Source organism: Mycolicibacterium litorale (assembly GCF_010731695.1).
GTDB lineage: Bacteria > Actinomycetota > Actinomycetes > Mycobacteriales > Mycobacteriaceae > Mycobacterium > Mycobacterium litorale.
Genome location: NZ_AP022586.1, coordinates 558,226 through 571,764 on the forward strand (window position 1 = coordinate 558,226; position 13,539 = coordinate 571,764).

Below are 13,539 nucleotides of genomic sequence, written 5' to 3' on the forward strand. Positions count from 1 at the left end.
GGAGCTCCGGTGACCACCACCGCAGCGGAGGGACTCTATTACGACCCGTGGAATGTCGCCCTCAACGCCGACCCGTATCCGATGCTCGGGCGGATCCGCGAACAGGCGCCGCTCTACTACAACGCCGACCACGACTTCTACGCGCTGAGCCGCTTCGACGACGTGAACCGTGCGCTCGTCGACCATCAGACGTTCAGCTCCGCACGCGGTGCGGTGCTCGAGATCATCCAGTCCGGCATGGAGATTCCGCCCGGCACTCTGGTTTTCGAGGACCCGCCCCTGCACGACATCCACCGCAACCTGTTGTCCCGGGCGTTCACACCGCGCAAGATCAATTCGCTCGAGCCGAAGATCCGGGAGCTCACCGCGCGCTGTCTCGACCCGTTCATCGGCGGGGACCACTTCGACTTCGTCACGCACCTCGGCTCGGTCATGCCGATGCGTGTGGTCGGGATGTTGTTCGGAATACCTGAGGACTACCAGAAACTCGTCGCCGAGGACGGCGACAAGCACGTCCGGGTCGAGCACGGTCGGTCGATGACGGACAATCCGGAGGGTGCCATCACCGACGGAGAGGTGTTCGCCGAGTTCATCGACTGGCGGCGTAAGCACCCGGCCGACGATTTGACCACCGAACTGCTGAACGCGGAGTTCGAGGACGAGACCGGCACCGTCCGCACGCTGCACCGCGACGAGTTGCTGATGTTCATGAACGTCGTCGCGGTCGCCGGCGCCGAGACGACGACACGCCTGATCGGCTGGTCCGGCAAGCTGTTGTCCGACCATCCCGAGCAGCGCAGGCGGCTGATAGCCGACAGGGCGCTACTTCCCGGTGCGATCGAGGAGATCCTGCGCTACGAACCGCCGGCGCTGCAGGCGGCGCGCTATGTCACTCGCGACGTCGACTACCACGGGCGTACGGTGCCCGCGGGATCGGCGATGCTGATGCTCATCGGAGCCGCCAACCGCGACCCACGGCGCTTCGGGGAGGATGCCGAGCGCTTCGACATCACCCGTCCGGTCCGCCAGCATCTGACCTTCGGGGTCGGCGCGCACTACTGCCTGGGAAACGCGCTGGCACGACTCGAAGGCCGAATCGCGTTGGACGAGATTCTCATCCGGTTCCATGACTGGGAAGTCGACATCGACAACGCCGTGATGTCGCCGGCATCGGCGGTGCGGGGCTGGGACAGCATGCCGGCGCGTCTCTAGGCGGCTGCGCCCGCCCGCCGCGTCAGGTAGTCGATTTGCAGGTGGATCGCGTAGAGGACCACCGGGGGCAGCACGACGAACGGGACGTTCTCGGCGATGAACTTGAATCCCAGCCCGAACGCGCCCTGCCCGATGTTCTCGAAACCGGCGCCCACCTCCGCCAGGAAGTACACCGCGGTGCTGCTCATCAGCACCGCGCATCCGGCGAATGCCACCCACAGGCAGCGGATCCGCGACTCCGTCGGCAGGTCGACCTTGATCAACCGCAGCCACATGGTGAACACGATGACGCCGGTGACGACGCCGACCACCTCGAGCGCGAAGATCCACGGGTTCCCGCTGACGTAGCGGGTGTCGGCCAGCGCGTACTGCCACCACAGCCACTTCCAGCCGGGGTCCGTCGTCGGCGTCCACCATCCCAGCGGGTGCCCGACGAGGAACATCAGCTCGTAGCCGATCTGGCTGCACGCCGTGTAAGGCAGGTAGAACAGCGTCAGCTCAGCCGCCTTGTCGAGCGTGGTGCGGTTCTCGCCGGGCGCATCCCACAGGAGGATGAGCGGTACCAACAGCACCGGGATCCCGAAGAGCAGGTTGGCGATGACGTCGGCAGTGAAGGTCGGTGCGATCCAGCCGAATTGGACGCCGATCGTCATTCCGAGGAAGACCGCGCCGGTCAGCAGCCCGACACCGAGGTAGATCCGGCCCCGGTGGGGTGCGACCGGCCGGGCGAAGTTCGGTTCGCGGGTCTGCACCGTCGTCATGTCCTCACGCCCCCTTGCCCTGCGCGGCGGTCGCCGGGTCCTGCTTCGCGGCGACGGAGATCGATTTCGTGTCGGTGTAGCCGTCGATACCCTCCCGGCCGAGCTCACGGCCGTAGCCGCTGCCCTTCACGCCGCCGAAGGGCGCGAACGGGTCCATGGTGTAGCCCTGGTTGACGCCGAAGGTCCCGGTCCGGATGCGGGCGGCGACGCCGAGTCCGCGCTCGAGGTCCTCGGTGAACACCGACCCCGCAAGGCCGTAGTCGGAGTCGTTGGCGATCGCCACCGCCTCCTGCTCGTCGGCGAAGGGGATGACGGTGAGCACCGGACCGAAGATCTCCTCGCGGGCGATGCGCATGTCGTTTTTCGCGTCGGCGAACAGGGTCGGACGCACGTACCACCCCTTCTCGACTCCGTCGGGCATCTGGGCTCCGCCGGTGACCAGACGGGCGCCTTCGGCACAGCCGGTGGCGATGTAGCCGCGCACCCGCTGCTGCTGGCGCTGGGCGACCAGCGGGCCGACCTGAGTAGCGCTGTCGGTCGGGTCGCCGACCACCAGGGCGGCCATCTCGGCGGCCAGCGCATCGGTGAACTCGTCGGCCCGGGCCGCGGGCACCAGGATGCGGGTGAGGGCATTGCAGATCTGTCCGCTGTTGGACAGGCTGGCCGACCGCACGCCGCTCGCCACGGTCGCCGGATCGGCGTCGTCGAGCACGATGGCGGCGGACTTCCCGCCGAGTTCCAGGCTGACCCGTTTCAGATCGGGGGCGCACGCCGCGGCGACGGCCTTGCCCGCCGTCGTCGAGCCGGTGAACGAAACCTTGTCCACGCCCGCATGCTTCACCAGATACTCGCCGGCCGAGCCGTCGCCCGGCAGGACGCTCACCACGCCGGGCGGCAGATCCGACTCCGCGATCATCTCGGCAAGCAGCAACGCGTTGAGCGGTGACTCCGGCGCCGGCTTGAGGATCACGACGCATCCGGCGAGCAGTGCGGGCACCAGCTTGGTGACGATGAGGAACTGCGGCATGTTCCACGGCACGATCGCGGCGACGACACCGACGGGCTCCCGGCGGATGTGGACGGCGGCGCCGTACCTCCCCGGCCGCTCCTCGTGGAACGGATACGCCTCGGCCAGATCGCAGAAGGCGGTCATCATCGTCCACGGCAACGCGACCTGGGCGCGCTGCGCGAAGCTGATGGGTGCCCCGATCTCGGAGGTGATGATCTCGGCCATCTGAGAGCGTCGTTCGCCGTATGCGGCGGCCAGGCGCCGCACCGCGCCGATGCGCTCGGCGGGGTCGAGCCGCGGCCACGGACCGCCGTCGAACGCCGTCCGTGCGGCAGCGACCGCCGCATCGACGTCCCCGGGGCCTGCGGCGGCGACCTGGGCGATCGGCTCCTCGGTATGCGGGGCGATCACGTCGATGCGTGGCGCGGTGGTCGGCTCGCACCACACGCCGCCGATGAACAGTTCGTCAGGACGCACCTGTTCGACTTCCTTCCACCGAGACGACCCGGGAATATCAACTACTTGCGATTGACCGGATGAGCATATACCGTCGGCCATGCCGACTCTCGCGAAACGACGAAAAGGCAGCTGCGCCTGATTGTTTGCCTGAGACACTCAGATCGGCGCAGCGCCGAGGCGGGTAGCGCGTCACGAACACCGGTCAACAGGAGACGACAATGGCCCGATTCCCCAAGCCACCCGAGGGCAGCTGGACCGAGCACTACCCGCATCTGGGCACGGGACCGGTGTCCTACGAGGACTCCATCGACCCACAGTTCTACGAAGTCGAGCGCAAGGCGGTGTTCAAGCGGGCCTGGCTCAACGTCGGTCGGGTCGAGCAGATCCCCCGCAAGGGCAGCTACTTCACCAAGGAGCTGAAGGTCGTCAACACGTCGATCATCGTGGTGCGCACGACCTCCGGCGAGGTGAAGGCCTACCACAACATCTGCCGGCACCGGGGCAACAAGCTGGTCTGGAACGACATGCCGCTCGAGGAGACCAGTGGCGTGTGCAGGCAGTTCACCTGCAAGTACCACGCGTGGCGCTACGACCTCGACGGCAACCTGACGTTCGTGCAGCAGGAAGGCGAGTTCTTCGATCTGGACAAGAGCCGCTACGGCCTGGTGCCGGTCCACTGCGACGTCTGGGAAGGGTTCATCTTCGTCAACTTCGCCAGCAACACTGAAGCGCCCGAACAGTCCCTGCGCGACTTCCTCGGCCCGATGATCACCGACCTGGAGGGCTATCCGTTCGACCGGATGACCTCGCGGTTCCACTACAGGTCGGAGGTGAAGGCGAACTGGAAGCTGTACATGGACGCCTTCCAGGAGTTCTACCACGCGCCGGTACTGCACGCGAACCAGTCGCCGACGGCGTACTCGAAGGCGGCCGCGGAGGCCGGTTTCGAAGCGCCGCACTATCGGATCGAGGGGCCGCACCGGCTGGTGAGCACCTCGGGCATTCGGGCCTGGGAGATGGCCGACGAGATGCGCAAGCCCATCGAGGACATCTGTCAGAGCGGGCTTTTCGGGCCATGGGACAAACCGGATCTGGGGGAGATGCCGGTCGGGCTGAACCCCGCCAAGTGCGACCCGTGGGGCCTGGACTCGTTCCAGCTCTTCCCGAACTTCGTGATGCTCTTCTGGGGGCAGGGCTGGTATCTGACCTACCACTACTGGCCGACGTCGCACAACACCCACATCTTCGAGGGCACAGTGTATTTCCCGCAGCCGCGTACGCCGCGTGAACGCATCGCCCAGGAACTGGCCGCCGTGTCGTTCAAGGAGTACGGCCTGCAGGACGCCAACACTCTGGAGGCGACGCAGACGATGGTCGAGTCGCGAGTGCTCGACAACTTCGTGCTCTGCGATCAGGAGGTGCTCATCCGGCACCTGCACAAGGAGACGGCCGCCTGGGTCGAGGAATACCAGCGCAAGACGGCGGGGGTGTGAGCATGGCAGGCATCACGACCGCTGGGACCGTGACCGCGGAGACCGGGGCGAAACTGCCGCCCGAATTCGCCGACCTCGAGGAGTTCTCCGACTGGTGCCTGGGCTCCGAACCGGAGCGCTACGCCAAGCGGCTCGCCTCCTCGATGCGGGAGATGCAAGCCTTCTACGACGCGGTCACGGCGCGAGCGGAGGAGGCGATCTCCTACTGTGACAAGTTCCCGCTCGACGACCTGCCCGACGATGTTCTGAACCTGATGCATCTGCTGTACTCGATGATCCAGGTGTCGTTCCCGGTCGAGTGCTGGAAACAACCGAAGGTGCCCGACACCGGCGCGACGAGCCTGGACTGCGACGTCGAGCCCAGGCCGTGACACAACGGGAAACCGGTACGACCACGGTATTGCGCGCGACCCGCTGGGCCGACGTCGAGGCGCAGCAGGTGCGGTCGCCGGCGGTGATCGTCGTCCGGGGCAACAGGATCGAGTCCGTCAACCCGGCCGAGCTGCCGACGGAGGCGGACCGCGACATCGATCTCGGCGACGTCACGCTGCTGCCGGGGCTGATGGACATGGAACTCAACCTGCTCATCGGCGGCCCGGGCGGTCCGGAAGGACTGCCCAGCCCCATGCACGGAGTGCAGGACGACCCGGCCTATCGCACGCTGCGGGGGGCAGTGAACGCGCGATCGACGCTGGACGCCGGATTCACCACCGTGCGGAATCTCGGCTTGATGGTCAAGACCGGTGGTTACCTGCTCGACGTGGCGCTGCAGCGCGCGATCGATCAGGGCTGGCACGCCGGGCCGCGCATCTATCCGGCCGGTCACGCCGTGACTCCGTACGGCGGGCACCTCGACCCGACGGTCTTCCAGCGTCTCGCACCGGGAATCATGCCGTTGAGTGTCGCCGAAGGCATCGCCAACGGCGTGGACGACGTCCGCGCGTGCGTGCGCTACCAGATCCGGCACGGCGCCAAGCTCATCAAGGTCTCGGCCTCCGGCGGCGTGATGTCGCACAGTACAGCCCCTGGCGCGCAACAGTATTCGGACGACGAATTCGCCGCCATCGCCGACGAGGCACACCGGGCGGGGGTTCGGGTGGCCGCCCACGCGGTGGGCGACAGCGCCATCCGAGCCTGCATCCGGGCGGGCATCGACTGCATCGAGCACGGCTTCCTCGCCACCGACGACACCATCCAGATGATGGTCGACCACGGCACCTTCCTGGTGTCGACGACGTATCTCACCGAGGCGATGGCGGTCGACCGCATCGCACCCGAACTGCGCAAGAAGGCCGAGGAGGTGTTCCCGCGTGCGCAGGCCATGTTGCCGAAGGCGATCGCCGCAGGTGTCCGCATCGCCTGCGGCACCGATGCGCCCGCGATCCCGCACGGGCAGAACGCCAAGGAGCTGCGTGCGCTCGTGGCCCGCGGGATGACCCCGATGCAGGCCATCCGCGCGGCGACGATCACCAGCGCCGAACTGATCGAGGCCGACGACGAGCTGGGCCGGCTGGCGCCGGGGTACCTCGCCGACATCATCGCCGTGCCGGGCGACCCCTCCCGGGATATCGAGACCACCCTCGATGTGCGCTTCGTGATGAAGGACGGCGTCGTCCACTCAGGCGTTCAGGATGGCGGTCAGGAGCGCTAACGTCTAGGCATGGAGGCGCGTGACGTGGCTGGTATAGAGCTCACAGACAACATCCTGTGGCTGCTCAAGCAGGCGTTCTACTTCTCGTTGACCACCGTGAACGAGGCAGTGAGCGAACATGGCGTGAGCACCGCACAGATCGGCGTGCTGCGTCAGCTGTCCAATGAGCCGGGGTTGTCGGGCGCCGAGCTCGCCCGGCGGTTGCTGATCAGCCCCCAGGGCGTCCAGCTCGCGCTCACCGCGCTGGAGCGGCGCAATCTCGTTGAGCGCAAGCAGGATCCGCAGCACGGGCGCATCCTGCAAGCCTTCCTGACCGAGCAGGGCCGTAAGGTCGCCGGCACGGTGGTCCACGATGCGATCGCCGCGCACGAGAGGGTGTTCGGCGTGCTGAGCAAAGCGGAGCAGAAGACGTTGCGTGAACTGCTCGCGCGGGTGGTCGAACAGGGCACGGGCCACAAACTGCACGACGACCACGTCGAGAGCTGACGCGGCGCCGCCCAGGGTGTGACAAGTACTTGATATGAATGACAAGTACTTGATATCGTTGCCTCGATGGTCGACGACGGTAGCCCTGACGGATTCGCGCCGCTGCGTATCAAGCGGGTGGTGCGCGAGACGTCCGACGCCGTGTCCCTGGTGCTCGATGTGCCCGAACACTGTTCGCACCGGTACCGCTACCAGGCCGGGCAGTTCCTGACCCTGCGTGTCAGTGTCGGCGGACAGTATCTGCGCCGGTGCTATTCGATGTCGTCGGCGCCGATCGAGGACGAACTGCGCATCACCGTCAAGCGGGATCCCGGCGGTGTGGTCTCCAACTGGATCAACGACAGCGCCACCGAGGGCGACGAGCTGCTCGCTATGCCGCCTGAGGGCAGATTCGTTCTGCGGCAGGAGGTCTCCGCGTCAGCGGAGCTGATCGCGTTCGCCGGCGGCAGCGGCATCACCCCCATCATGTCGCTCGTGCGGACGGCGCTGGCCGGCACGGCCCGCCCGGTGCGGCTGTTCTACGCCAACCGTGGCCGCGACTCGGTCATCTTCTCCGAACCGTTGGCCGCCCTGGCCGAGGCGCACGCCGACCGGCTCGTCGTGTCGCACCATTACGACGAGGACCGCGGCGTGGTCACCGCCGCCGACGTCGAGGCCTTCATCGCCGGAGCCGGTGACGCCGACTACTACATCTGCGGACCCGCGCCGTTCATGGCGACGGTGGAGAAGGCCCTGCTGACCGCCGGGGTGGCGAAGGAGCGGCTGCACCTCGAGCGGTTCACGGTCGCCGAGGCACCGCCGCCTGCCGCCGATGCCGGCGAGGCGACCGAAGAGGTCGTGATCGAGCTGGACCGCCGGACGACCACCCAGCCCTACCGCGACGGCGACACGCTGCTGCAGACGGCCCGCATGGCTGGCCTGCGCGCCCCCTCGTCGTGCGAAACCGGTTCCTGCGGCACGTGTATGGCGCGGGTCGTCGACGGCAGCGCGCGCATGCTCAACAACGACGCCCTCGAGGACGACGAAGTCGAGGAGGGCTGGGTGCTGACCTGTCAGGCGCTGCCCACCAGCCGGACCGTCCACGTGGTCTACGAGTAGAAGCGAGAATCTGATGAACAGGCTTGTCCGATGAGCCGGGTCGCGGTGGTGACCGGGGGCGCCTCCGGCATGGGCGAGGCGACCTGCCACGAGTTGGGCCGGCGGGGACACCGGGTCGCCGTTCTGGACCTCAAAGGCGATGCCGCGCAACGGGTCGCCGAGGATCTACGGGCCGACGGGGTCACGGCGCTCGGCGTTGCCGCCGACGTGAGCAACCGCGCGGCCGTCGAGGAGGCCTTCGCCAAGGTGCGCACCGAGCTCGGCCCGGTACACATCCTGGTGACCAGTGCCGGCCTCGTCGATTTCGCTCCGTTCGTCGAGATCTCGCCGCAGTCCTGGCAACGACTGGTCGACGTCAACCTCACCGGCACCTTCCACTGCTGCCAGGTCGCGGTCCCGGACATGCTCGAGGCCGGCTGGGGCCGCATCGTGATGATCTCCTCGTCGAGCGCCCAGCGCGGATCGCCGGGGATGGCGCACTACGCCGCCTCCAAGGGCGCGTTGCTGTCGCTGACCAGATCGCTGGCGCGCGAATACGGCACAGCCGGCATCACGGTCAACAACATCCCGCCCTCAGGCATCGAGACGCCCATGCAGCACGAGTCGCAGGCGGCCGGCTTCCTGCCGCCCAACGAACAGATGGCGGCCAGCATCCCGGTCGGCCACCTCGGCACCGGTGACGACATCGCGGCCGCGGTCGGCTTCCTGTGTTCGGACGAGGCCGGGTTCATCACGGGTCAGACCCTGGGTGTCAACGGCGGCTCGGTGATGTGATGACGACAACGAGAAACACGACAGCGCACGGAGGTTCGCATGGCCCGGTGGCCTAAGCCCGCGGAGGGCAGCTGGACGGAACACTATCCTGAACTCGGTACCGGACCGATCTCGTTCCGCGACTCGATCTCGCCGGAGTTCTACGAACTCGAACGCGAGGCGGTGTTCAAGCGGGCATGGCTCAACGTCGGCCGCGTGGAGGAAGTGCCGCGGGTCGGCAGTTACTTCACCAAGGAAATCGACGTGGCGAAGGTCTCGGTGATCGTGGTGAAGGGCCGCGACGAGACGATCCGCGCCTTCTACAACGTCTGCCGCCATCGCGGAAACAAGCTGGTGTGGAACGACTATCCCAACGAGGAGGTCAAAGGCACCTGCCGGCAGTTCACCTGCAAGTACCACGGCTGGCGCTACGGCCTCGACGGCGAGCTCAAGTTCGTCCAGCAGGCCGGCGAGTTCTTCGGGCTGGACACCGAGAACCTCGGGCTCGCACCGGTGCAGTGCGACGTCTGGAACGGGTTCATCTTCATCAACCTCGACCCGGAGCCCCGATGGAGCCTGCGGGAGTTCCTCGGTCCGATGATCACCGCGCTCGACGACTATCCGTTCGAGCTCATGACCGAGCGCTACGAATTCGAAGCGCACAACAACAGCAACTGGAAGATCTTCGCCGACGCGTTCCAGGAGTACTACCACGTCCCGTCACTGCACAGCCAGCAGGTGCCCAGCGAGGTGCGCCAGCCGAACGCGACCTTCGAGTGCGGGCACTTCCAGATCGACGGGCCGCACCGGCTGGTGTCCACCGCGGGCACCCGGCGCTGGCTGCTCGCGCCGGAGTACATGTATCCCGTCGAACGGGTCACGCGCAGCGGCCTGGTGGGGCCGTGGCGTACCCCGGAGACCCATCACTCGGCCGGCCTGAACCCGGGCGGGATCGAACCGTGGGGCATCACGAACTTCCAGATCTTCCCGAACCTGGAGATCCTCATCTACCACGGCTGGTACCTGCTGTACCGGTACTGGCCGACGTCGCACAACACCCACAAGTTCGAGGCCTACAACGCCTTCCACCCGGCGCGCACCGTGCGCGAACGCATCGAACACGAGGTCGCGTCCGTGGTACTCAAGGAGTTCGCGCTCCAGGACGCCGGCATGCTCGGTGGTACCCAGGCGGCGCTCGAATACGACGTGGTCGACGATTACCCGCTGTCCGATCAGGAGATCCTCGTGCGCCATCTGCACAAAGTGGCCGTCGACTGGGTCGAGGAGTACCGCAGCGAACACCGGCCGGTGGGGGTGTCATGACCGGATCACGCCTGCCCAGCGCCTTCGCCGAATTCGAACCGTTCGCCGAGAAGTGGTGTCTGGCCACCGAAGCCGAGCGCTGGGCGACCCGGCTGGCCACCCCGATGCCGGAGATCCGCGAGTTCTACGATGCGTTCTCGCCACGCTTCGAGGAGGCGATCGACTACTGCGACAAGTTTCCGCTCGACGATGTACCCGACGACGCGCTGAACCTGTTGCACCTCATCTACTCGATGATCATGGTTTCGATGGCCGTCGAGATCTTCGGGACGCAGAAGCCCGCCGACTCCGCCGACGCTGTGATGAACCGCGTCAGCGCGCCGGTGCCGTGACCTACAGGATGGAACGACCATGAGTCTGCTGACGATCAACAAGCTCACCGCATCGGTCGGGGCGGAGGTGACCGGGCTCGACCCCGACGCGCTCGCCGCCGACGAGGCGCTGGCCACCGCGGTGCTCGAGGCGCTGGAAGACAATGGCGTGCTGGTGTTTCCGGGTCTGCGCCTCGGTCCGCAGGCGCAGGTGGATTTCTGCCGGCGCCTCGGCGACATCGACCACTCGTCCGACGGGCACCACCCGGTCGCGGGCATCTATCCCGTCACCCTCGACAAGTCGAAGAACTCTTCGGCGGCCTATCTGCGCGCGACCTTCGACTGGCACATCGACGGATGCACGCCCACCGGCGATGAATATCCGCAGATGGCGACGGTGCTCTCGGCGCTGCGGGTGGCCGAGAGCGGTGGCGAGACCGAATTCGCCAGTGCCTACGGCGCCTACGACCGGCTCGGCGAGGACGAGAAGCAGCGGCTGGCATCGTTGCGGGTGGTGCACTCGCTGGAGGCCTCGCAGCGCCGGGTCACCCCGGATCCGTCCCCGGAGTTGTTGGCGCGCTGGCGGTCCCGTCCCACCCACGAACATCCCCTGGTGTGGACCCACCGCAGCGGCCGCAGATCGCTGGTGCTCGGCGCTTCGGCGGATCACGTCGTCGGAATGGACCTCGACGAGGGCAGGGCTTTGCTGGCCGACCTGCTCGACCGCGCCACCCGCCCCGGACTCGTCTACCGCCACTCGTGGTCGGTCGGCGACACCGTCATCTGGGACAACCGGGGCGTGCTGCATCGCGCGGCGCCGTACCCGGAGAACTCACCGCGGGAGATGTTGCGCACCACCGTGCTCGGCGACGAACCGATCCAGTGACGCGCCTGACGCCGCTGCCGCCCGACGAGTGGGACGACGGCGTCCGCGACGCCCTGGGGCCGCTGTTGTCCGCCGAACGCGCCAATCCCCGCGATGCGGGCAACATCCTGGGGACCCTGGTCCGGCACCGGCCGCTGACGCGCGCGTATCTGGAGTTCAACGCCTACCTGCTGCGGGATTCGACGCTCAGCGCGCGTATCCGGGAGGTGGCGCTGATGCGCGCGGTGCTCTGGCGGCGGTGCGACTACCTGTGGGACCACCACGTCGAGCTCGCTGCGCGGGCCGGGCTGACGGCAGCCGAGATCGACGGCATCAAGACCGGGGCCCTCGACGACGAGCTCGACAGCCTGGTGCTGCGTGCGGTCGACGAACTCGAGCACGACAGCACGATCGCCGACGCGACGTGGGCTGCGCTGGGCCGGCACCTCGACGACCCGCAACGGATGGACCTGGTGTTCACGATCGGCGGCTACCACCTGCTCGCTCTCGCGGTGAACGCCTTCGGTATCGAGGCGGAGTAACCCCCTCGTTGACGCCGCCCTGGTGGTATGAAAACCTGATACGCAAAGATGAGAATAACGTTCTCGCTTCTGGGATCGAATGGAGCAGCGCATGGCGGAGGACCTCACCGCGGTTGACTTCTTCCGGGATGGCCGTCTGACCGACGACCCGTACACGTTCTACGCGGCGCTGCGCGAGAAGTGTCCGGTCACCAAGGAGAACCACTACGGCGTCACGATGGTGACCGGGTGGCAGGAGGCCGTCGACGTCTACAACGACGCCGAGACGTTCTCCTCGTGCATCTCGGTGACCGGGCCGTTCCCCGGCTTCCCGATCCCCCTGGAAGGGGACGACGTCACGGACCTGATCGTCAAGCACCGCGACGAGATCCCGTTCAGCGACCAGCTACCGACACTCGACCCACCGACCCACACCAACCACCGCGCCCTGTTGATGCGGCTGATCACGCCCAAGCGCCTCAAGGAGAACGAGGACGCCATGTGGCAGTTGGCCGACGACATCCTCGACGACTTCCTCGCACCGGGTGAGGGGGAGTTCATCAAGGGCTTCGCGGCGCCGTTCACGCTGCGGGTGATCGCCGATCTGCTCGGGGTGCCCGAAGAGGACCGGCCCGAACTCCTCGAGCGCCTCGCACGCGGCACCCACGGCGGCGCGCTGGGCAGCGCCGACAAGTCGTTGACCAAGACACCGCTGGAGTACCTCTACGACATCTTCGCCGAGTACATCGAGGACCGGCGGCGCGAACCCCGCGAGGACGTGCTGACCGGGCTGGCGACCGCGACGTTCCCCGACGGCACGATGCCCGAGGTCGCCGACGTGGTGCGGGTCGCGACCAACGTGTTCTCCGCCGGGCAGGAGACCACCGTGCGCCTGCTGTCCACGGCGCTCAAGGTGATCGGGGACCACCCCGACATCCAGCGCGCGCTGCGCGAGGACCGCAGCCTGCTGCCCAACTTCATCGAAGAGTGCCTGCGCATCGAGAGCCCCGTCAAGGGCGACTTCCGGTTGTCGCGGGTGCCGACCACCGTCGGCGACGAATCGCTGCCCGCCGGAAGCACGGTGATGGTGATCAACGGCGCGGCCAATCGCGATCCGCGCCGGTTCGAGAACCCCGACACCTTCGACCCACAGCGCAAGAACGCCCGCCAGCACCTGGCGTTCGGGCGCGGCATCCACAGCTGCCCCGGGGCGCCGCTCGCCCGCGCCGAGACGCGCGTCGGCCTCGAACGGCTGCTCGACCGGACCACCGACATCCGGATCAGCGAGACGCACCACGGGCCGGCCGGTGACCGCCGCTACGGCTACATCCCGACCTACATCCTGCGCGGTCTCACCGAACTGCATCTGGAGTTCGACGTCACAGGGGGACAGTCGTGAAGGTCACCGTCGACGAGGACCGCTGCCGCGGCCACGGCATGTGCCTCACGCTGTGCCCGGAGGTCTTCACCATGACCGACGACGGATACGCCGTCGCGGACCCGTCCGACGTGCCCGACGGGCTCGAAGGGGCGGCCAAGGACGCCATCTCCAACTGCCCGGAACAAGCCATCGTCGAAATCAGCTGAGCGACAAGGA

General features: G+C 67.3%; 15 protein-coding genes. 13 read left to right on the plus strand and 2 right to left on the minus strand.

Translation table 11 applies throughout. From position 1 onward, the window contains the following. Positions 1–9: 9 nt before the first annotated feature. Positions 10–1,212, plus strand: coding sequence for a cytochrome P450 (locus G6N30_RS02690; RefSeq protein WP_134059712.1), 1,203 nt, complete (start codon positions 10–12; stop codon positions 1,210–1,212). Here the strand turns inward: G6N30_RS02690 and G6N30_RS02695 are convergent. Together G6N30_RS02695 and G6N30_RS02700 are read right to left on the minus strand one after the other, a co-directional pair. After that, on the minus strand, positions 1,209–1,973 hold the full coding sequence (locus G6N30_RS02695; protein ID WP_134059715.1) for an emopamil-binding protein: 765 nt from the start codon (positions 1,971–1,973) through the stop codon (positions 1,209–1,211). The two genes, G6N30_RS02690 and G6N30_RS02695, sit on opposite strands and share 4 nt — an antisense overlap. Before the next feature lie 4 nt (positions 1,974–1,977). Continuing rightward, a complete protein-coding gene (locus G6N30_RS02700; protein ID WP_134059718.1) occupies positions 1,978–3,459 on the minus strand; it encodes an aldehyde dehydrogenase in 1,482 nt (493 codons plus the stop codon). A 200-nt stretch (positions 3,460–3,659) separates the two neighbouring features. Between G6N30_RS02700 and G6N30_RS02705 the strand changes: the two genes are divergently transcribed. From G6N30_RS02705 to G6N30_RS02760, 12 genes are all read left to right on the plus strand, one after another. Beyond that, positions 3,660–4,934, plus strand: coding sequence for an aromatic ring-hydroxylating oxygenase subunit alpha (locus tag G6N30_RS02705; protein ID WP_134059721.1), 1,275 nt, complete (start codon positions 3,660–3,662; stop codon positions 4,932–4,934). A 2-nt stretch (positions 4,935–4,936) separates the two neighbouring features. Continuing rightward, a complete protein-coding gene (locus tag G6N30_RS02710; protein WP_134059724.1) occupies positions 4,937–5,305 on the plus strand; it encodes a hypothetical protein in 369 nt (122 codons plus the stop codon). Beyond that, positions 5,302–6,585, plus strand: a complete 1,284-nt coding sequence (locus tag G6N30_RS02715) for a metal-dependent hydrolase family protein (protein WP_134059726.1) — start codon at positions 5,302–5,304, stop codon at positions 6,583–6,585. Before G6N30_RS02710 ends, G6N30_RS02715 begins: the two co-directional genes overlap by 4 nt. A 33-nt stretch (positions 6,586–6,618) precedes the next feature. Further along, complete coding sequence (locus tag G6N30_RS02720; RefSeq protein ID WP_134060326.1) at positions 6,619–7,071, plus strand: MarR family winged helix-turn-helix transcriptional regulator; 453 nt, start codon at positions 6,619–6,621, stop codon at positions 7,069–7,071. 66 nt (positions 7,072–7,137) lie between these two features. After that, on the plus strand, positions 7,138–8,169 hold the full coding sequence (locus tag G6N30_RS02725) for a ferredoxin--NADP reductase (protein ID WP_134059729.1): 1,032 nt from the start codon (positions 7,138–7,140) through the stop codon (positions 8,167–8,169). 30 nt (positions 8,170–8,199) lie between these two features. Further along, positions 8,200–8,943, plus strand: a complete 744-nt coding sequence (locus tag G6N30_RS02730) for an SDR family NAD(P)-dependent oxidoreductase (protein ID WP_134059732.1) — start codon at positions 8,200–8,202, stop codon at positions 8,941–8,943. 39 nt (positions 8,944–8,982) lie between these two features. Continuing rightward, entirely contained in the window at positions 8,983–10,245 is a 1,263-nt protein-coding gene (locus G6N30_RS02735) for an aromatic ring-hydroxylating oxygenase subunit alpha (RefSeq protein ID WP_134059735.1), read from the plus strand. Further along, positions 10,242–10,577 carry a hypothetical protein gene (locus G6N30_RS02740; RefSeq protein ID WP_134059738.1) on the plus strand — a complete coding sequence of 112 codons (336 nt, stop codon included), beginning with the start codon at positions 10,242–10,244 and terminating at the stop codon, positions 10,575–10,577. Before G6N30_RS02735 ends, G6N30_RS02740 begins: the two co-directional genes overlap by 4 nt. Before the next feature lie 19 nt (positions 10,578–10,596). Next, positions 10,597–11,442, plus strand: coding sequence for a TauD/TfdA dioxygenase family protein (locus G6N30_RS02745; RefSeq protein ID WP_134059741.1), 846 nt, complete (start codon positions 10,597–10,599; stop codon positions 11,440–11,442). Next, positions 11,439–11,963, plus strand: a complete 525-nt coding sequence (locus G6N30_RS02750) for a carboxymuconolactone decarboxylase family protein (protein WP_134059744.1) — start codon at positions 11,439–11,441, stop codon at positions 11,961–11,963. The genes G6N30_RS02745 and G6N30_RS02750 overlap by 4 nt, the downstream gene beginning before the upstream one ends. Before the next feature lie 91 nt (positions 11,964–12,054). After that, positions 12,055–13,341, plus strand: a complete 1,287-nt coding sequence (locus G6N30_RS02755) for a cytochrome P450 (RefSeq protein WP_134059747.1) — start codon at positions 12,055–12,057, stop codon at positions 13,339–13,341. Then, entirely contained in the window at positions 13,338–13,529 is a 192-nt protein-coding gene (locus G6N30_RS02760; RefSeq protein WP_134059750.1) for a ferredoxin, read from the plus strand. Before G6N30_RS02755 ends, G6N30_RS02760 begins: the two co-directional genes overlap by 4 nt. The last annotated feature ends 10 nt before the right edge of the window (positions 13,530–13,539 follow it).